This is a genomic window from Streptomyces spororaveus (genome assembly GCF_016755875.1).
In the GTDB taxonomy this organism is placed as follows: domain Bacteria; phylum Actinomycetota; class Actinomycetes; order Streptomycetales; family Streptomycetaceae; genus Streptomyces; species Streptomyces spororaveus.
Genome location: NZ_BNED01000005.1, coordinates 6,005,015 through 6,023,235, shown reverse-complemented (window position 1 = coordinate 6,023,235; position 18,221 = coordinate 6,005,015). Strand labels below are relative to the sequence as shown.

The 18,221-nt window shown below is 73.5% G+C and carries 16 protein-coding genes; 13 read left to right on the top strand and 3 right to left on the bottom strand.

Annotation, left to right across the window (positions count from 1 at the left end):
- Positions 1-65 precede the first annotated feature (65 nt).
- The 3 genes from Sspor_RS29645 (at position 66) to Sspor_RS29635 (ending at position 4,279) form a co-directional block, all read left to right on the top strand.
- Positions 66-554, top strand: a complete 489-nt coding sequence (locus Sspor_RS29645; protein ID WP_237404088.1) for a MarR family transcriptional regulator — start codon at positions 66-68, stop codon at positions 552-554.
- Complete coding sequence (gene pdxR / locus Sspor_RS29640; RefSeq protein WP_202201840.1) at positions 551-1,945, top strand: MocR-like pyridoxine biosynthesis transcription factor PdxR; 1,395 nt, start codon at positions 551-553, stop codon at positions 1,943-1,945. The genes Sspor_RS29645 and pdxR overlap by 4 nt, the downstream gene beginning before the upstream one ends.
- A gap of 1,812 nt (positions 1,946-3,757) precedes the next feature.
- Complete coding sequence (locus Sspor_RS29635; RefSeq protein WP_237404087.1) at positions 3,758-4,279, top strand: hypothetical protein; 522 nt, start codon at positions 3,758-3,760, stop codon at positions 4,277-4,279.
- Here the strand turns inward: Sspor_RS29635 and Sspor_RS29630 are convergent.
- Positions 4,272-5,147, bottom strand: coding sequence for a Gfo/Idh/MocA family protein (locus tag Sspor_RS29630; RefSeq protein ID WP_237404399.1), 876 nt, complete (start codon positions 5,145-5,147; stop codon positions 4,272-4,274). The two genes, Sspor_RS29635 and Sspor_RS29630, sit on opposite strands and share 8 nt — an antisense overlap.
- 303 nt (positions 5,148-5,450) lie before the next feature.
- On the opposite strand from Sspor_RS29630, the gene glnII reads away from it, so the two are divergent.
- From glnII to Sspor_RS29615, 3 genes are all read left to right on the top strand, one after another.
- Entirely contained in the window at positions 5,451-6,470 is a 1,020-nt protein-coding gene (glnII, locus tag Sspor_RS29625) for a glutamine synthetase (protein ID WP_202201839.1), read from the top strand.
- Between the two features lie 85 nt (positions 6,471-6,555).
- Positions 6,556-6,885 carry a hypothetical protein gene (locus Sspor_RS29620; RefSeq protein WP_202201838.1) on the top strand — a complete coding sequence of 110 codons (330 nt, stop codon included), beginning with the start codon at positions 6,556-6,558 and terminating at the stop codon, positions 6,883-6,885.
- A 348-nt stretch (positions 6,886-7,233) separates the two neighbouring features.
- Positions 7,234-7,836 (top strand): winged helix-turn-helix domain-containing protein, encoded by a 603-nt coding sequence (locus tag Sspor_RS29615; RefSeq protein ID WP_202201837.1) that lies wholly within the window; start codon positions 7,234-7,236, stop codon positions 7,834-7,836.
- Between the two features lie 124 nt (positions 7,837-7,960).
- Here Sspor_RS29615 and Sspor_RS29610 read toward each other — a convergent pair whose 3' ends face one another.
- Both Sspor_RS29610 and Sspor_RS29605 read right to left on the bottom strand, forming a co-directional pair.
- Positions 7,961-9,412: a PepSY-associated TM helix domain-containing protein gene (locus Sspor_RS29610; RefSeq protein WP_202201836.1), complete on the bottom strand. Its 1,452-nt coding sequence runs from the start codon at positions 9,410-9,412 to the stop codon at positions 7,961-7,963.
- A 63-nt stretch (positions 9,413-9,475) separates the two neighbouring features.
- On the bottom strand, positions 9,476-10,225 hold the full coding sequence (locus tag Sspor_RS29605) for a hypothetical protein (RefSeq protein ID WP_202201835.1): 750 nt from the start codon (positions 10,223-10,225) through the stop codon (positions 9,476-9,478).
- Positions 10,226-10,288: 63 nt separating this feature from the next.
- Between Sspor_RS29605 and Sspor_RS29600 the strand changes: the two genes are divergently transcribed.
- From Sspor_RS29600 to Sspor_RS29570, 7 genes are all read left to right on the top strand, one after another.
- Complete coding sequence (locus Sspor_RS29600; RefSeq protein ID WP_237404086.1) at positions 10,289-10,876, top strand: rhomboid-like protein; 588 nt, start codon at positions 10,289-10,291, stop codon at positions 10,874-10,876.
- A 28-nt stretch (positions 10,877-10,904) separates the two neighbouring features.
- A complete protein-coding gene (locus Sspor_RS29595) occupies positions 10,905-11,699 on the top strand; it encodes a tyrosine-protein phosphatase (RefSeq protein WP_202201834.1) in 795 nt (264 codons plus the stop codon).
- A gap of 112 nt (positions 11,700-11,811) precedes the next feature.
- Positions 11,812-13,752 (top strand): hypothetical protein, encoded by a 1,941-nt coding sequence (locus tag Sspor_RS29590; protein ID WP_202201833.1) that lies wholly within the window; start codon positions 11,812-11,814, stop codon positions 13,750-13,752.
- A 161-nt stretch (positions 13,753-13,913) separates the two neighbouring features.
- Positions 13,914-15,386 (top strand): hypothetical protein, encoded by a 1,473-nt coding sequence (locus Sspor_RS29585; protein ID WP_202201832.1) that lies wholly within the window; start codon positions 13,914-13,916, stop codon positions 15,384-15,386.
- Positions 15,387-15,502: 116 nt separating this feature from the next.
- Positions 15,503-16,399 carry a metal-dependent hydrolase gene (locus Sspor_RS29580; RefSeq protein ID WP_202201831.1) on the top strand — a complete coding sequence of 299 codons (897 nt, stop codon included), beginning with the start codon at positions 15,503-15,505 and terminating at the stop codon, positions 16,397-16,399.
- Complete coding sequence (locus Sspor_RS29575) at positions 16,396-17,442, top strand: PDR/VanB family oxidoreductase (protein WP_202201830.1); 1,047 nt, start codon at positions 16,396-16,398, stop codon at positions 17,440-17,442. The genes Sspor_RS29580 and Sspor_RS29575 overlap by 4 nt, the downstream gene beginning before the upstream one ends.
- Positions 17,443-17,465: 23 nt before the next feature.
- Complete coding sequence (locus tag Sspor_RS29570) at positions 17,466-18,182, top strand: TetR/AcrR family transcriptional regulator (RefSeq protein WP_202201829.1); 717 nt, start codon at positions 17,466-17,468, stop codon at positions 18,180-18,182.
- Positions 18,183-18,221 lie beyond the last annotated feature (39 nt).

The window sequence follows — 18,221 nt, the reverse complement described above, 5'->3', positions numbered from 1 at the left end:
CTCCCTCATCCAGCATCTCGGCAGGCAATAATCTCGCTCAGCGAGAGATTCTGTCAGGGGGCGATGTGAACGACAACGAGGAACCGGTGAACGCGCGCGAAGAAGGGGAACCGGACAACCTTCGACTGGTGCACCTGCTGCGCGCGGTGACCGTCGAGTTCGGCCTGCGCCAGGCGGACTTCGCCGCCCGCAACGGCATGCACCCCACCGACGTACGCGCCCTGATCTGCCTGCTGGACGCGGCCCGCGCCGGCGAACCGGCCACCGCGGGCCTGCTCGGCGCCCGCCTCGGCCTCAACTCCGCGGGCACCACCGCCGTGATCGACCGCCTCGAAGGGCTCGGTCACGTGGCACGCGTCCGCGACGACCGCGACCGCCGCCGGATCCTGCTGCGCGTGGAGCCGGCGGCCATCCGTCTGGGCCGGGAGTTCTTCGGCCCCCTGATCGACGGGATGCTCCAGGTGCTCGACTCCTTCGATCCTGCCGAACGGGAGACCGTACGCCGCTTCCTGACGGCCACCCACACCGTCTTCGCCCCGGAGCCGCGCCCATGACCACCCCCGGCCCGGGCCCCGGCGGCGCCGACCTGCACCTGGAACTCCCCGCCGAGGGGGCCCGGCGGACCGTCCTCGCCCAAGCCCTGCGCAGCGCCGTACGCAGCGGCCGACTGGCCGGCGGGACCCTGCTGCCGCCGTACCGGACACTGGCCGCCGACCTCGGGCTGGCCCGCAACGCCGTCGCCGACGCGTACGCCGAGCTGGTCGCCGAGGGCTGGTTCACCGCCCGTCAGGGCTCCGGCACCCGGGTCGCCGAGGGAGTCGCGACCAACGGTGCGCCGACCCCCGCCGCCGGAGCCGCACCCGACCGGCCCCGCCACGACCTGCTCCAGGGCAAGCCCGACCCCGCCTCCTTCCCGCGGGGCGCCTGGGCCACCAGCGCCCGCCGAGCCCTGGCCGAGGCACCCACCGAGGCCTTCGGGCCCGGCGATCCGCAGGGCCGCCCCGAACTGCGGCGCGCCCTGGCCGGCTACCTCTCCCGGGCGCGGGGCGTGCGCTGCGGCCCCGAGAACATCGTGATCTGCTCCGGCTTCGCCAACGGACTGCGGCTCCTGGCCTCCGTCCGGCCCCGCGACTGGGCCGTCGAGGCGTACGGACTCCCCTTCCACCACGGCATCCTCCAGACCGCCGGGGTCCGCGCACACCCCGTCGCGGTCGACGAGGACGGCGCCCGGACGGCGGAACTCCCCGCCCCTGCCCGTACGTTACTGCTCACACCGGCGCACCAGTTCCCGACCGGCGGCCGCCTGCTGCCCGCACGGCGGGCCGCCGCCGTGGAATGGGCCCGCGGCTCCGGCGGAGTCATCGTGGAGGACGACTACGACGGGGAGTTCCGCTACGACCGCAAACCCGTCGGCGCACTGCAGGGACTGGCCCCCGAACACGTGGTGTACGCGGGCTCGCTGAGCAAGAGCCTCTCCCCCGCGCTGCGCCTGGGCTGGCTGGTCCTCCCCGACCAGCTGCGCGACCGGGTCCTGGCCGCGAAGGGGCTGCGGGAATCCTGGGCGAGCGCGCTGGACCAGCTGGCGCTCGCCGACTTCGTCGAGTGCGGGGCGTACGACCGCCACATACGCCGGATGCGCCTGCGCTACCGGGACCGCCGCGACCGGCTGGTCGCCCTACTGGCGTCCCGCGCCCCGGAGGTCCGGGTGACGGGCATCTCGGCCGGGCTGCACGCCGTACTGGAACTCCCCCCGGGGCGGGAATCCCCCACCCTCGCGGCGGCCCGCGCCGCGGGCCTGGCACTGGACGGCCTCTCGTCCTACCGACACCCGTCCGACCCGGCCCCACCCCGCGAGGGCCTGGTGATCGGCTACGCATCACCCCCGGACACAGCCTTCACCCGAGCCCTCGAAGCCTTGGCGGGGGTGGCGGGCGAGGCCGGCTAGCGGGGCGGTGGCTCCGGACGGCGGAAACCGGCGGACCGGGCCCGGGAAGGCGCGGGCGGCCTGGGGAGCGGGGGCCGGCCGACCGGGGTCGGGAGGGAGCGGGCGGCTCTAGGGAGCCGGAAGCCAGCCGACCGAGGTCGGGAGCGTGCGGACGGCTCTGGGGAGCGGGGGCCGGCCGACCGAGGTCGGGAAGGGGCGGACGGCTCTAGGGAGCGGAAGCCGACCGAGAGCGGAGTCGAGAACCGAGCGGCGGCCCTGGAGGGCGGGAGCCACTCGGGCCGTGGTCAGGGATGTGTATGGGGGTTTCCCGTCAGTCTCATCGTCTCTCCGTGTCGGGCCGGTCCCTCAAGGGCGCTCGTTCCTCGCGTCGCTTCGCGATGGCCTTCGGCCACCCTTGACCGACCGTCCCGCCACGGAAATCCGAAGACTGCCGAGAAGCCCCCAAAAGAACGAGCCGGGCACTCAAGGATCAGGACGGGGCGGCCAGAGACCCCCTGCCTTGTCGGGGGTGGGGACGACCGACAGACGGGGCCCATCCATACCCCCGCCCGGACCGGGGGGAAGCGCGACCAATCGCTACGCGCTCCTCACGTCTCAGCGTCTCCAGTCCGTCCTGGGCTGGACATAGGCCGCCCAAGGGCCCCGATCCGACACTCGACCTGCGACCGACGACCGTCCGGGGCCGGACATAGGCCGCCCACGGCCCCGGTCCCCCCATCGACGCGCGTCCGACGGCCGTCCGGGACTGGGCGTAAGCCGCCCACCACCCATTCGCTTCTCCCAGACTGCGACCGACGGCCGGTTTGGTGCTGACGAGAGCCGCCGAGAGGGACTGACAGCCGAAACCTCGCCTATTCCGTCGTGGAACCGGGTCAGTGAGACCACGACACCACAAACCCACCCCCAAACAAGGGCAATTGGGGCGAACTGGCGGCCTTCTGGGCCACTCATGTGCGCTGACCTGCATCCACGACGAAATAGCCGCAGTTCCACGTCTTTTCACCCCGGACGACGGCCAGACGCAGCCAAAGAGGACCCTCATGCGCCTGGGCGGGCGCGCCGACCGTCCGCCGCCGACAGCGAGAAGCGCGTGGATGGTGAGCGACTTACGCCCGGCCCCGGACGGCCGTCGGACGCATGTCGAGCGTGGGATCGGGGCCCTTGGGCGGCCTATGTCCAGCCCAAGACGGGGTGGAGACGCTGAGACGTGAGGAGCGCGTAGCGATTTGGCGCGCTTCCCCGGTCCGGGTCCGGGTCTGGATGGGCCCCGCCTCTCGGCCGTCCCCACCCCCGACAAGGCAGGGGGTCTCTGGCCGCCCCGTCCTTCAAAGCCTGGACCGGCTCGTTCTTTTGGGGGCTTCTCGGCAGTCTTCGGATTTCCGTGGCGGGACGGTCGGTCAAGGGTGGCCGCAAGGCCATCGCGAAGCGACGCGAGGAACGAGCGCCCTTGAGGGACCGGCCCGACACGGAGAGACGATGAGACTGACGGGAAACCCCCATACACATCACCGACCACCGCCCCAGCGGCTCCCGCACACCGAAGCCACCGCCACAGGTCCCGACCCCGCCCGCCCAGCCCCCGCACACCGCAGCCCCCGCCCCGCCTCCCGACCCCCGCCCGAGCGGCTCCCGCCCTCCGACGCCACCGCCGCACCCATCCGTCCCGGCCGCCGGGCTTCCGCACACCGGAGCGCCGCTCAAGGCCCCCGCCCCCGGCCGAGCGGCCCCGCGCTCTCTTCACCTCGCCCCCACCTTCCACCCCCTAGGGTGACCCGAGGAGCAAAGAGGACGTATCGCACCAAAGGACCCGTTGTGAACCAGGAGCAGCAAGCACACCGCCCGGCGGGACGGGGCGGGCGGCGGGGGGCCGACTGGATGTTCGGCGGGGTGTACGGGACCGTTCTGGCCAGTGCGCTGTTGGCCGCGCTGCATCAGAAGGGCGAGAAGTTCACCCCGTTCTACGACGCCAGCTGGGTGCTCGTGACGGCCGCGACCGCCGGGCTCGCGCACGGGTACTCGCACCACATGGCCTCCCACCGGCAGGACTCCGCCGGGTACCGATGGCGGATGCTCGGGGTGGCGCTGTGGAACGAGTGGCCGCTGATCGTGGCCGCCCTGCCCACCGTCCTGCTGCTGGTCGCCGCCGGGCTCTTCGACTGGGACGCCTACGCGGTGACCGCCGTCGGGCTCGGGCTGAACACCGCCCTGCTGTTCGCCTGGGGGACGCTCGTCGCGCTCCGCGTGGGCTACCGGCTCGCCTCGGCCATGCCGATCGGCATGGCCGACGCCACCATCGGGCTGGCCATCATCGTGGCGAACGCGGTGATCAAGTAGGGAGCTGTGCCTCCGCCTCGGCCAGGATCTCCGTCAGCCGGGCCCCGAACTCCGCCCCGCGCGGATCCGGCACCCCGGTCCGGGCCGCGGTGAGCAGTGCGTCCAGGGCGCGGCCGTAGGCGCCCGGTACGTCGCTCCAGCCGGGCAGTTCGTGCACTCCCTCGGCGCCGCGCAGTTCGAGCCCCACTCCGGCGGCCGCGCGCGGCGCGCCCAGGCTGAGCACGGCGGTGCTGGCTGCGCCGGAGGCGTGCCGCAGTGCCAGCTGGACCACGTCGGAGGGGCCTCGGGTGGCGCTGACCGCGGTGACGTCGCCGAGGACCGGGATCAGTACGGACAGGGCGTGCGGGCCGACGTCCCACAGTCCGCCCTTGGCCTTGCGCCAGGGCGAGTCGGCGTAGGCGCTGGGTGTTCCGTCGGGCGGGAAGACCGCGCCGAGCCAGTGGGCCGCGGCCGTGAACCAGCCGGAGCGTGCGGCCTGTTCCTCGACCCAGCTCGCGGTGGGCTCGGCGAAGCGCAGGGTGAGGAAGACGACGGAGGCGACCTGGTGGCGCGCGACCGCTTCGGCGACGGCTCGGGCGTCGTCCACGGTGGTGGCGACGGGCTTGTCGAGGAGCAGATGGCATCCCGCGGCGGCGGCGCGGACGGCCATGGCGGCCTGGACGTCGGGCGGCAGGGCGAAGGCCACGGCGTCACACTCGGCGAACAGCTCGTCGGGGTCTTCGTACACCTTCACGCCGTACTCGTGCGCCAGCTCGGCCGCGGCCTCGGGGCGGCGGCCCCACACGCCGGCGAAGTCGGAGCCGGCGTGCGCGGCGAGGGCGGGGGCGTGGGTGCGGTGTGCCCAGGGGCCGGTGCCCAGCAGCCCCACCCGGGGGCGGCGGCCTGCCGGGGCCTGATCGGTGGCGCCTTCGGCGGCACGTGCGGCGGCGCTCCCGGAGGGGGCCTCGGTGGAGTTCAAATCAGACGAAATGCTCACGCGGTCAGTGTGCCCCACCCGGACGGGCGCGCCGCCACCAACCCGCACAACCCGCCCGACCTGCGGTGCAAACCTCGGTAACACGGGGTTCACACACGGGCAACGGAAGAGAAATCGCGGGCGGGCACGCTGCGGTCATCACCGCAGCGATGAAGCAGCGACCAGCAGCACCCGCAGAGTCTGAGGATGGGGCCCGTGAGCTACAAGGCTGAGTACATCTGGATCGACGGCACCGAGCCGACGGCGAAGCTTCGCTCCAAGACGAAGATCATCGGGGATGGCGACGCGCTGCCGATCTGGGGCTTCGACGGATCGAGCACGAACCAGGCCGAGGGCCACGCGTCCGACCGCGTGCTCAACCCGGTCTTCTCCTGCCCGGACCCGATCCGCGGCGGCGACAACCTCCTCGTCCTGTGCGAGGTCCTGAACATCGACATGACCCCGCACGAGTCGAACACCCGCGCGCTGCTGCGTCCGGTCGCCGAGCGGTTCGCCGACCAGGAGCCGATCTTCGGCATCGAGCAGGAGTACACCTTCTTCGACGGCATCCGTCCGCTCGGCTTCCCGGTGGGCGGCTTCCCGGCCGCGCAGGGCGGCTACTACTGCGGTGTCGGCTCGGACGAGATCTTCGGCCGCGAGATCGTCGAGAAGCACCTGGACCACTGCCTCGCCGCGGGCCTGAGCATCTCCGGCATCAACGCCGAGGTCATGCCCGGCCAGTGGGAGTTCCAGGTCGGTCCCGTCGGTCCGCTGGAGGTATCGGACCAGCTGTGGATCGCGCGCTGGCTGCTGTACCGCACCGCCGAGGACTTCAACGTCTCCGCGACGCTGAACCCGAAGCCGGTGAAGGGCGACTGGAACGGCGCGGGCGCGCACACCAACTTCTCCACGAAGGCGATGCGCGAGGACTACCGCGCGATCATCTCCGCGTGCGAGGCGCTGGGCGAGGGCAGCAAGCCGCTCGACCACGTGAAGAACTACGGCGCCGGCATCGACGAGCGTCTGACGGGTCTGCACGAGACCGCTCCCTGGAACGAGTTCAGCTACGGCGTCTCGGACCGCGGCGCCTCGGTCCGCATCCCGTGGCAGGTGGAGAAGGACGGCAAGGGCTACATCGAGGACCGCCGTCCGAACGCGAACGTGGACCCGTACGTGGTGACCCGCCTCATCACGGACACCTGCTGCGCGGGCCTGGAGAAGGACGGCCTGGTCTGACGACACGACCGGTCCGGTGACAGCGCCCGCCGCGCCCCTCTGGGGGCCGGCGGGCGTTGTCAGTGGCCCGTGCGACGGTAGGGCCATGTTGGCGATCAGGATCCAGACGGAGCGCGGCGAGTCCTACGAACGCCCCGCGCTCGGCGTGTTGTCCCACCTCGTGGAGCGCATCGGCGCGGACGGGGACCACTTCGTCATCGTCGAGCGGATCGTCGAGGACCCGGACCTCTACATACAGGTCTGGCACGACGAGGGCGGCGACTACCAGTTGGAGCACCGGGACGGGTCCGGGGAGCGGCACTTCCAGGCGTATCTGCCCACGGCGGGCGAGGTGGTCGAGGTCATGGCGCGCTGGGCCCGCCAGGAGAAGGGCTGGGACGTCGGGCCGGGTTGGCAGCGGCTCCGTCTCCCCTGAGAAGTTTCCCTTTGTCCGGGATTGGCAGGGGCATGAGCTCGACATGTGAGATTTCGATCCACGGTGTGAGACGAGACCTGCCCCGGAGGCATGACTTCTGCTTGAATGGGGCCATGGCCAGCCATTCGTACACCTCGTCAGGTCGCAGCGACCTCGAGCCTTTCTGGCCGTCCCGTCAGGATCACGATTACGACCGGGAGTGTTGCCGCGCGAAGAACGCGCCGGCCCTCTAAAGCCTCCGGGACCCTCCACCCGACCTTCCCCGAGGCCTTCGGTCTGCGCGGTATCGACATCGACGACGTACGCACGTCTCCTGCCGACCACTCCGCGTGAAAGAGCTGACCACTCATGGCGAACACCCGCTCCCTCTCCTCCGCCGCCACCGCTGCGACCTCTCCCCTGACGTATCCGCCCAGTCCGCGCCATCACCTCCGGTCCGTCGACCGGGACGAGGTGTCCCGAGTCGTGGACTTCCTGCCGCCGGGGGCCACCTGGCTGCCCGCGCCCCAGCACACCCTGCCGACGCTGCCGGGCCAGCCGCCGATGATCGGCTACCTGGTGCTCGTACCGGCCGACCAGCAGCCTCCGATCGCCTTCGCCCCGCAGGCGGTTGCCACCGCACCGTCGGCCCCCGCCACGACCCCCGCCCCCGCCCCGGCCGGCCCGGGTGACGGCCGGGTCCGGATCGACCCGGCGCAGCGCACCGCCGAGGTCGACGGGCGCGTGCTCGACCTGACGTACCTGGAGTTCGAGCTCCTGGCCCACCTGGTGCAGCACCCGCACCGGGTGCACAGCCGGGACCAGCTGGTCACCACGGTCTGGGGCTACGGGCACGTCGGCGACGGCCGGACCGTGGACGTCCACATCGCCCGCCTGCGCCGCAAGCTGGGCGCCTCGCACCGCGCCTCGATCCAGACGGTGCGCCGGGTCGGCTACAAGTACGCCCCCTGAGCGAGCGGTCGGCCCGACGACGGTCGGCCGACGACGGTGGGCCCGTACTCCTCCCGGGAGTACGGGCCCACCTCGTTCATGTCGGTCACCGGCCGGGCGGCCGGGCACCCGGCCGGCTGCGCGGTTACGCGGCCCGGGCCCTGCGCCCCGCGACGAAGCCCAGCAGGACGTCGACCGCGAGGAAGACGACCAGGCTGATCCCGAGCAGCGGGACGAACCAGCCGATCACGGCGGTCACCGCGGCCAGCGGCAGCAGCGTGGTCACCGGAAGCCTGCGCCAGGCACCGCGCGGCTGGGCGCGGCCGACGGACAGCTTGCGGTCCTTCGTCGGCCGGCGCAGCCACCACATGCGGTAGCCCCAGAAGACGAGGAACATCACGGCGACGGCGAGCGCGGCCAGCGCGATCTGGTTGGCGAGCCCGAAGGTCGTGCCCATGTGCAGGTCGATGCCGAAGCGGGTCATCTGGGCGAGGACCGGGTAGTCGGCGAAGCGCAGTTCGTCCATGACGCGGGCGTCGGCGGGGTCGACGGCGACCGAGTCCAGGTGGACCGGCACCAGCTTGTCCTGCTCCTTGATGACGTACCCCTTGCCCTTGGCGGGCAGGGTCACGCGGAGCGCCTCGGTGACACCGGCGGCCCGGGCGGCGTCCACGGCCTTGTCGATGCCGACGTCGGTGGTGGGCGCGGGCGGCGGGGCCATCTGCGTGCCGTCGGGCATGGTGTGCCCGGCATGCTCGCCGGAGCCCGCGTCCGCACCGGCGCCGAGCTGCGCGGAGACGGCGGGGGTGGCCCCGCCGAGGCTGTCCTGGAGCTGCCCGATGTTCTCGCCGGCGTACTTCGACCAGGTCAGTCCGGTGGCGGAGAGGACGACGAGTCCGGCGACGGCCCACAGACCGACGGCTCCGTGCCAGGACAGGGTCCGGCGCCGGCCGGTGGCCTTGCGGTCCGGGAGGACCAGCTGCGAGCGGTGCTTGCGGCGGCGGCCCAGCCACAGGGCGAGTCCGCCGAGGGCGACCACCCACATCCAGCTCGCGGCGAGCTCGCTGTAGTTCCGGCCGAACTCGCCGAGCTGGAGGCTGGAGTGGAACTCGCTCAGCCAGGCCCGCAGCGGCAGCGCGTCGCCGACGGTGGCGAGCTGCCCGCGCACCTCGGCCGTGTACGGGTCGACGAAGACGGTGAGGGTCTCGCCCTCGGGGAGGCCGGGGCTCTCCATGATCACCCGGGTGGTGGCCTCGGTGTCGGGGGCGGGCCATACGGACACGACCTCGCCCGCGGGGGCGGCACCCTTGGCCGCGTCGATCTGGGCGCTGAGCGGCAGGGCGCTCTCGCCGACCCGGGCGACGGTCAGCTCGTCGGAGTAGATGATCGCTTCGGCCTGCCAGGAGGCGGCGTAGAGCAGCCCGGTGGCGGCGGCGAGGAAGAGCAGCGGGGCGATGAGCAGGCCCGCGTAGAAGTGCATGCGCAGGAGCAGTGGCCGCAGGGCGGCCCAGCTGCCGCCGCGGCTGCCGGCCGGCGCGACCGGTTCGGCCGGTTCGGCGTCCGGGGTGCGGACGTCTTGGGACTCGTCAAGAGACATGGGAATCCTAGGTGTTGGCGAAGACATGGGGAACCGGGCCCCAGGGCTCGCCGCCGCGCCGGGTCAGGCGTGGGCAGGACGACCGGGGGCCGTGGAACGCGGGAACGGGGCGCGTCCGGGCGGCCCGCGGCGCACCACGGCATGGGCGTGCACGGCTCCGCGCAGGCGGCGCGGCCGTTCGTACGGGGCGGGGACGACGGGCGGCGCCGGTTCGGCGGCCACCCGTGCCCGGACCAGGGCGAGCGCGCGGGTGAGCGGCCGGGCCGCGTGCAGCGCGGCGGTGGCCAGGACGCGGGCCAGCCGGAAGACGGCGGCCTCGCCGCGCGCGAGCCAGGCGGCGCAGAGCAGCCCGGCGAGCACGTGGGCGGCGATCATTCCGGCGCCGCCGTGACCGGTCATGCCGGCCATGCCGGTCATCCCCGTCATGCCCGTCATGTCGGCCGCCATGCCCGCGGATCCCGGGGCGCCGGCCATGTGGGCGATGTCGGCCATGCCCGGTGCTTCGGCGGGCATGTGGTGGTGCCCCTGCACGGGAGCGGGAGCGGCGAACGGCTTCGTGGCCGCGCTCCCGGAGAAGACCAGGTGCAGCACGCCTTGTACGGAGAGCACCGCGGCGGTGATGCCCACGGGGCCCCGTCGCCGCCCGGCGGCGAGCCAGGCGAGCCCGAAGGTCAACCCGAAGGCACCCAGAAGACCGAACAGGGGAATTCCCTCTCCGGACATGGACGAATGCCCCATCGCGCCCAGGGCAACACACATGGCCGCGAAGGTCGCGGCCCGCGTGGCGCGCATCGGCGCGAATGATTCGAACATGGCCGGGACATGTTCGCACGGGGCGCCGTCGTTGCCGCCAGAGGCTTATCCGATCATGAGCAGATGAATCCAATTCCGTGGGGAGCGGTGTACGCCGGCGGGGTCCAGCTCGGGGCGTACGCCCTGGAGCGCACGGGGGCGGCCGAGCGGGAGCGGCTGCTCCGGGACTGCTCGACGAATGTCGACAATCTCGCGGCCGGGCGCTGGGAGACGCTCCTGAGCAGCGCTCTCGTCGTCGAGGAGCCCATGCCCCTGCCGTACGCGCTGCTGCTGGTCGCGGTGCTCGGATACGCCGAGTACGCGTACGGGGCCTGGTGGGCGGCCGCGGTGTTCCTGTTCGGGCACGCCGCCGCGACCCTCCTCGTGTACGGCGCCCTGCGCACGACGGCCGACCAGCGGACCCGGAGCGCGCTGGACGTGGGGACCAGCTACGGGTTCAACGCCGTGCTCGGCGCGCTGACCTCGGCCCTGCCGCGCGGAACGGTCCGTACGGCCGCGCGGGTGGGGCTGCTGGCGCTCGCGGCGGCTCCGGTGGTCCGGCGCGGCCGCACCTTCACGGACGCCGGACACCTGGCGGCGCTCGGGGTGGGCATCGGCATCTCGCTCGCTTTCGATTGCCCTTCCGCGGCGAAACATCAGAAAATTGTATGAACCTACCCATCTCGCAGGAGCCGCCGCAATGACCGCCATCCCGTCCACCACCGTCGCCAACCTCCGCGACCTCGGCGGCACCCCGCTCCCCGGTGGCCGCAGCATCCGCGACGGCCTGGTCCTGCGCTCGGGTCAGCTCAACCGGCTCGACCTCGACGCCGACCCGGTGGTGGCCGCGCTGGGCCTGCGTACCGTCATCGACTTCCGCACCGACGCCGAGCGCGCCGACCACCCCGACCGGATACCCGCCGGGGCCCGGATGCTGGTCGGCGACGTCCTCGCCGACAAGCTGAACTCCGCCGAGATGCCCGCCGCGGTCCAGCTCAAGGACCTGCTGTCCGACCCGGCCGTCGCCGAGGAGCACCTGGGCGGCGGGCGGGCGCAGGCACTGTTCGCCGACACCTACCGGTCCTTCGTGAGCTCCGGTTCCGCGCACGCCGCGTACCGGATGCTGCTCACCGAGGCCGCCGACGCCGGCTCGGGACCGCTGCTGTTCCACTGCACGGCCGGCAAGGACCGCACCGGCTGGGGCGCGACGGTCATCCTGGCGCTGCTGGGCGCGGACGAGGACACGCTGATGGCCGAATACCTGTCCGTCAATCCGGCGGTCAAGCAGGCCTTCGCCCCGATGATCGAGGGGTTCACGGCGGCGGGCGGCGACCCGGACATCGCGCTCGCGCTGATCGGTGTCTTCCCCTCCTACCTGCGGGCGGCGCTGGACGAGGTCGAGACGCGGTACGGCTCCATGGAGAAGTACGTACGGGAGGGGCTCGGCGTCGCCGACGGGACGGTCGAGGCGCTGCGCGCCCGCCTGGTGGCCTGACCCCGCGCCCGCCTGCCGGCCCGGCCCCGCACCCCGGTCCCCGGCCGGGGACCGCCACCGCCGCCGGGGCCCGAACCGGTGACCATCCGACGATTCGCTCGTTCTGCTGAACGTGACTGCGCCGGATACCGCCACCCGCCCCACGCCTTCCGCGTCTCCCGTGCCGCCGGACGTCGAGCAGGCCGAGGCCGCCATCGTCGAGCACTACCCCCGGCTGGTGCGGCTCGCCTATCTGGTGCTGCCTCCCTCCCTCGGCCGCAACCGGCGGGTGCTCACCGCCCACTCGCTGGTCCAGCGGTCGCTGCCGCGCGGGCGGCGGGACCCGTCGGCGGCCGCGGCCGCCGTGAAGGGCGGGGTTCCGGGGCAGCGGGGCGGGGCGGACGACTCCGGGTACACGTACGTCCGGCTGCGCGTGCTGCGCGCCGCGCTGGAGGCGGGGATCCCGCTGACCTTCCGGGCACTGCCACGGCGCGCGCAGCTCCCGCCGCTGCTCCCCCAGGTATGGGGGCTGCGGCTGTTCCCGCGCTCGGGCGGGGCCGAGGAGCTCGCGCTCGACCAGTGGCTGGCCACCCTCGACGGGCCGGGCCGGGCCGCCTGCGTGCTGCGGGCCCTGGAACGGCTGTCCGAGCAGGAGGTGCTCCGGGTGCTCGACGAGGCCGGGGTCCCGGATCCGGCCGCCGCGGCCCGGGAGTCCGGGGATCCGGCGAACGACGCCCTGTTCGCCTCGCCCGAGTTCGACCCGTGCGTGCTCCAGGCCCGGCCCACCGACCTGCTGCGGCGCCGCCGCCTCGGGCGGGCCGCGCTGGTCGCCGGGGCCGCCCTCGCGGTGTGCGGGGCGCTGCTCGCGCTGCCCGGCGGGGGCTGGGGCTCCGACGGGGCCGCCGCCCCGCTGTACGCGCGCAACGCCGCGGCCGAGCAGGCCCTGGATCCCGCGAAGCTGGTCCGGGCCGCGCCCGCCCTCTGGCACACGTCCTCCCGTACGGACTTCTCCACCTGGCCCGCCCGCGGCGACCGGGCCGGCGACACGGAGCTGCTGCGCCGGGCGCTGGCCGTGTGGGCCCGGCCCGGCCCGGCGGTGGTCGCCTCGGCCACTCCGGGCACGCCGGCCGGTCCGCCGATGGGGCCGGCCCAGCTGCTGTTCGCGGGTGCCGTGGACCAGGCCGTGGTGGTCCTGATGTACGACGGCCTGCGCGTGGTCCGCTACGCGGAGCCGCGCACCGGGACCGCGGGCGCCGCCCTCGACTTCGCCCGGACCGACGGCGCCTCGGCCGACACCGCCACCGCGCTGGTGCTCAGCCGGGTCGACGGCAACGTCCGCTACCTCACCGCGCCCTGGGTCACCGGCACGGCCCTGCGGGACCTGCTCAAGCCCGCCGCCCCCGTGGTGGCGCTGAAGCCGGACCGGCACGGGGTGACCCCGCCGGTGGCGGGCCCGGCCCCGGCGGGCAGCTGTACGAGCTGGAACGCGCTGGCGGTGACCGGTGACGGCGCCACCCGGCTGATCACCGACCTCGGTGAACTGACCCCGGCGCGGCTGACGTCGGGCGCGCCGGGTGCCGAGCGCGACGTGACGGAGGCCGCGGAGCTCGGGGACTGGTCGAGGATCGCCTGTCTGCTGCCGGCGGTCCGCTCGCACGGGGTCCGTACGGTCAACGCGTGGACGTACGCGAAGCAGCCGCTGCCGGAGGGCGGCGGGACGGCGGCCTGGCTCTGCACGCGGGCCGAGACCTGGCAGGGTGCGGCGGACCGGGTGCAGGCGCAGTTCCTGGCCCCGGGTGCCCCGATGGCGGCGCAGGCGGCCCGGTCGGAGGGGTCGACGGCCTGCGGGCCGCGGGAGCCGCGGGTGCTGGCGGGCGTGCTGTGGAAGTCGCGGGCGGGCCAGTGGTACGTACTGGCCGCGGGCAGTGCGCAGTTCGCGTCGCTGTCGGTGTCGGGCGGCGGGGTGAGCGGTTCGGCGAACGGCAACCGGCTGGCGGTGAAGGCGCAGGCGGGTGCGCAGGTGGACCTGTCGGGCAAGTTGACGGACGGGACGAAGGCGGGGGTGCTGCGGTAGGCCGTCGCACTTCCGCGGGTGGGTGAAGCTTCAACCGTCAGGAACCGTCGGGTAGTTGGCGGGATCCGGACATGACGGTCGCTGCCGACACATGGCATGATCGGGTTCCGGTTACCAAGCGGTAACCCCAACACCCCTCCCCCACCCGAAGGTCACCCCACGTGCGCACGCTCGCCCGACGCCTCGTCATACCCGGCTTGACCGCCCTCGCCCTCACCGCCACCGGTTGCGGCTCCACCCCTCACACCGGAGCCGCCGGACCCGCCGCCCCCGCCGCCGTCACCCCCTCGTCCGACGGCACGTCGCAGCAGCTCGACGTGGCCGCGGCCCCGCAGGGGACGTCCACACCGGCGGCCGTGGCCCGGGCCGACGGGAAGGGCAAGACGGAGAAGACCACGCTGAAGGTCGCCTCCTACGACCCGGCGAGCGGCCGGGCCGTCATCGCCAAGGGCGCGCAGACGCCCGGCCGTTCGCCCTCACCCGGCAAGCCGTCCGAGACCGGCAAGTCCCCGGAGACCGGCAAGTCCCCGGAAGCCGCCAAGTCCCCCGACACCGGGAAGTCGCCCGAGGCCGACAAGCCGGTGGCGGTGGGCGATGTCATCGCCAGCGCCCCGGCCCCCGGCGCACCCTCCGGTCTGCTCGCCAAGGTCACCGAGGTCGTCGGCAAGACCGACAAGGGCACCGAGGTCAAGACCGCCTCCACCACGCTGGCCGCCGTCCTGGGCGACGACAAGGCCGACGGCAAGGTCCCCGTCGACCCGGCCGCGGTCGTCGTCGAACCCCTGATGAAGGGCGTCACCTTCTCCTGGGCCAAGGGCCCGGGCCTGACCTTCGGCCCCGAGGGCGCGAAGCTGCCGCTCGGCAACCTGCGGCTCGACGTCAACGCCTCCGTCGACACCGCCCCGGACGCCCCGGCCTCGGCCGGCGCCTCGGTGTCCGGGTTCGTCCAGCTCGCCCCGCAGGTCGAGTTCGCCTACGACGGCGGCACCGGCGGCACCCCCGGTCCGCGCGGCGCCTTCCTCGGCATGAGCGGCGACTGGTCCTCGCAGTGGAAGCTCCAGGGCCGTGCGGCCGCGAGCACCGGGGCGCCCAAGCGGATCCCGTTCGCCAAGCTGCACAGCTCGCCCGTCATCCAGGTCGGCCCGGTGCCGGTCGTCGTCAACCTCGGCCTGACCTGCTACATCCAGGTGGAGGCCGACGGCCGCGTGACCGTCGACGTCCAGCAGGACGTCAAGGGCGACTTCAAGGTCGGCGGCAGCTACGCCGTGGGCAAGGGCTGGACCCCGGTGAGCGCCTCGAACGTGAAGAGCACGCCGGTCAAGGCGAGCGTCACCGCCGCCGGGCGGGTCAAGGGCGCGCTCGGCGCCGAGGCCTCCGTCGGCCTCTACGGGGCCGTCGGCGTCACCGCGGACTTCGCCCCGTACGTGCGCGGCGAGGGAGACGTCAAGGCGTCCGCGTCCAGCGACGGCAAGACCTCCCTGGAAGGCGCCTGGGCGCTGTACGGCGGTTTCGACCTGAGCGGCAACCTCCAGCTCCAGCTGTCGCTGTTCGGGACGCCCGTCTTCGAGCGGCGCATCCCGCTGGGCACCCTCAACCGCGAGTGGGCGCTGTCGACCGGCCACATCGGGCGGTAGTCCGCGCGACAGCCGTACGCACACTGCCCGGGCGCGGCCGCGCCCGGGCAGTGGCATGTCGGAGAAGTCCGCGCAGGGGGCTTCTCCTCCCTCCTACCCATCAGTACATTGACGCCATGTCTAATACGCCGCTCGCGCCCGCCCCCGTGGCGTCGGAACACGTGGACCTGAGGCCCCGGAACGTGTCCTTCGGCTGGGAGGACACCCCGCTCCACTGGCTGCCCGGCGACCCCTTCGCCGGACACATGATCAATGTGCTGCACCTGCTGCTCCCCGCGGGAGAGCGCTGGTTCGTACACGTCTACAAGCAGGTGCTCCCCCTCATCGAGGACGAGCGGCTGCGGGAGGACGTCGTCGGCTTCATCGGCCAGGAGGCCATGCACGCCACCGCGCACGACGACGTGCTCCCCCACCTGAAGCGGCTGGGTCTGGACCCGACCCCCTACACCGCCCAGGTGGACTGGCTGTTCGAGAAGCTCCTCGGCGACCGGACGCTGCCGCCGGGCCGGGCCCGCCACTGGTGGCTGATGGAACGGGTCGCGATGATCGCGGCGATCGAGCACTACACGGCGTTCCTCGGCGACTGGGTACTGAACGCCGACGCGCTGGACCGGCGGGGCGCCGACCCCACCATGCTGGACCTGCTGCGCTGGCACGGGGCGGAGGAGGTCGAACACCGCTCGGTGGCCTTCGACCTCTTCATGCACGTGGACGGCGGCTACCGGCGCCGCGCACGGACCTGGGCGACCGCCTTCTCGGCCCTGGTGTTCCTGTGGCAGCGCGGAGTGCGCTTCTTCATGGAGAACGACCCGCACCTGGTGGACGGCAAGGCCTCCTTCGGGAAGTTCTTCCTCGCCGGACAGCAGGGTGTGCTCCCGTCGACGGGAGCGATGCTGAAGTCCGTCCCGAAGTACCTCTCCCGCACCTACCACCCCTCGCAGGAGGGATCGACGGCCCAGGCGGTGGCCTACCTCGCCACGTCCCCGGGCGCCAACGGCGGGGTGCGGGCATGAGGCGCGCCCTCGCGGTCACGGCCGTCGCGGGCGCGGTCTGGGCGACCAGGCGCGCCCTGAACCGCCGCATCGGCGACTCCCCGCTCTGGCCGCTGCCCGCCCTTGAGACACCGGTCTCGGGCCGTTCCCCGCGCCGCGCGCTGCGCGCGCTGATCGTCTCCCGTACGGAGCCCGCGCAGGGCGTGCTGCGGCTGACCCTGGAGTCGCCGGAGCTCCCGGCGTGGACCCCGGGCGCGCACGTGGACGTCACCCTGCCCTCGGGCCTGGTGCGTCAGTACTCCCTGTGCGGCGACCCGGCGGACGGCGGCCGGTACACGATCGCGATCCGGCTGGTCGAGGACGGCCGGGGCGGCTCCCGCGAGGCGCACGCGCAGCTGGCCGAGGGCGCCGAGCTGGAGCTGCGGCCGCCGCGCAACCGCTTCGAGCTGGTCCCGGCGGCCTCGTACGTCTTCGTCGCGGGCGGCATCGGCATCACCCCGATCCTGCCGATGCTGCGGGCCGCGACGGCGGCCGGCGCCGACTGGACCCTCCTCTACGGGGGCCGCACGCGCGCCTCGATGCCCTTCCTGGACGAACTCGCGCCCTACGGCGAGCGGGTGTCGGTCGTCGCCGCGGACGAGACGGGCCTGCCCGACCTGGCCCGCGTCGCCGCGGCCGGGCCGGGCACGCTGATCTACTGCTGCGGCCCGGAACCGCTGATGCGTGCGGTCACGGCGGCGGCCGCGGATCCGGCGGCCGTGCGCCTGGAGCGGTTCGCCCCCGCGGACGGGCCCGGTCCGGGGCGGGCCTTCACGGTCGAACTGCGCCGCTCGGGGCGGGTCGTCGAGGTGGCGGCGGACGAGAGCACGCTGGCCGCGGTGCGCCGGGAGCTGCCGGACACCCCGTACTCCTGCGAGCAGGGTTTCTGCGGGACCTGCCAACACCGAGTCCTGGCGGGTGCGGTGGACCACCGCGACGATCTCCTCACGGACCAGGAGCGCGCGGAGTCGATGCTGCTGTGCGTGTCCCGCGCGAAGGGGGACCGACTGGCCCTGGACCTCTGAACGCTCCCCAGTAGGGTGTCCGCATGACAACCGGGGTGCGACGCAGGATGGGTGTCGAGGAGCGGCGGCAGCAGCTGATCGGGGTTGCCCTGGAGCTGTTCAGCAACCGCTCGCCCGACGATGTGTCGATAGACGAGATCGCGGCGGCCGCGGGGATATCCCGGCCGCTGGTCTACCACTACTTTCCGGGCAAGCTGAGCCTGTACGAGGCTGCGCTGCGGCGGGCCGCCGACGAGCTGGCGCTGCGGTTCGTGGAGCCCCGGGAGGGGGCGCTCGGGGCCCGCCTGCTGCGGGTGATGGGCCGGTTCTTCGATTTCGTCGACGACCACGGGCCGGGTTTCTCGGCGCTGATGCGCGGTGGTCCGGCCGTCGGCAGCAGCCAGACGAACGCGATGATCGACGAGGTGCGTCAGGCCGCCTACGAGCAGATCCTCACGCACCTGGGCATCGGGCTGGAGCGGCCGCCCGCGCGCCTGGAGCTCGTGGTGCGGTCCTGGGTGTCGCTCGCCGAGTCCACCGCGCTGATCTGGCTGGACGGCCGCCGGATCCCGCGGGGCGAACTGGAACTGCAGCTGGTGCACGACTTCGCCGCGCTGGCCGCGGTGAGCGCCGCGTACGACGTGGAGATGGCAGGGATCCTCGTACGGATCCTGGCCGACGAGCCCTCCGACGGGCCCTTCGGCGAGCTGGTCGGGCGGCTCGCCGCCCTGGTGCCGGCCGAGGTGCCGGATCCGCGGTGAATCCGGGGTGTGGCCGCCGCCCATGATCATCGATAATGC

What these genes read in the sequence shown, in the direction of transcription:
- Sspor_RS29595 (WP_202201834.1), top strand. Translation starts at nt 10,905, where the DNA reads ATGACCGCCATCCCGTCCACCACCGTCGCCAACCTCCGCGACCTCGGC.
- Sspor_RS29620 (WP_202201838.1), top strand. Translation starts at nt 6,556, where the DNA reads ATGTTGGCGATCAGGATCCAGACGGAGCGCGGCGAGTCCTACGAACGC.
- pdxR (WP_202201840.1), top strand. Translation starts at nt 551, where the DNA reads ATGACCACCCCCGGCCCGGGCCCCGGCGGCGCCGACCTGCACCTGGAA.
- Sspor_RS29615 (WP_202201837.1), top strand. Translation starts at nt 7,234, where the DNA reads ATGGCGAACACCCGCTCCCTCTCCTCCGCCGCCACCGCTGCGACCTCT.
- Sspor_RS29610 (WP_202201836.1), bottom strand. Translation starts at nt 9,412, where the DNA reads ATGTCTCTTGACGAGTCCCAAGACGTCCGCACCCCGGACGCCGAACCG.
- Sspor_RS29575 (WP_202201830.1), top strand. Translation starts at nt 16,396, where the DNA reads ATGAGGCGCGCCCTCGCGGTCACGGCCGTCGCGGGCGCGGTCTGGGCG.
- Sspor_RS29580 (WP_202201831.1), top strand. Translation starts at nt 15,503, where the DNA reads ATGTCTAATACGCCGCTCGCGCCCGCCCCCGTGGCGTCGGAACACGTG.
- Sspor_RS29570 (WP_202201829.1), top strand. Translation starts at nt 17,466, where the DNA reads ATGACAACCGGGGTGCGACGCAGGATGGGTGTCGAGGAGCGGCGGCAG.
- Sspor_RS29605 (WP_202201835.1), bottom strand. Translation starts at nt 10,225, where the DNA reads ATGTTCGAATCATTCGCGCCGATGCGCGCCACGCGGGCCGCGACCTTC.
- Sspor_RS29600 (WP_237404086.1), top strand. Translation starts at nt 10,289, where the DNA reads ATGAATCCAATTCCGTGGGGAGCGGTGTACGCCGGCGGGGTCCAGCTC.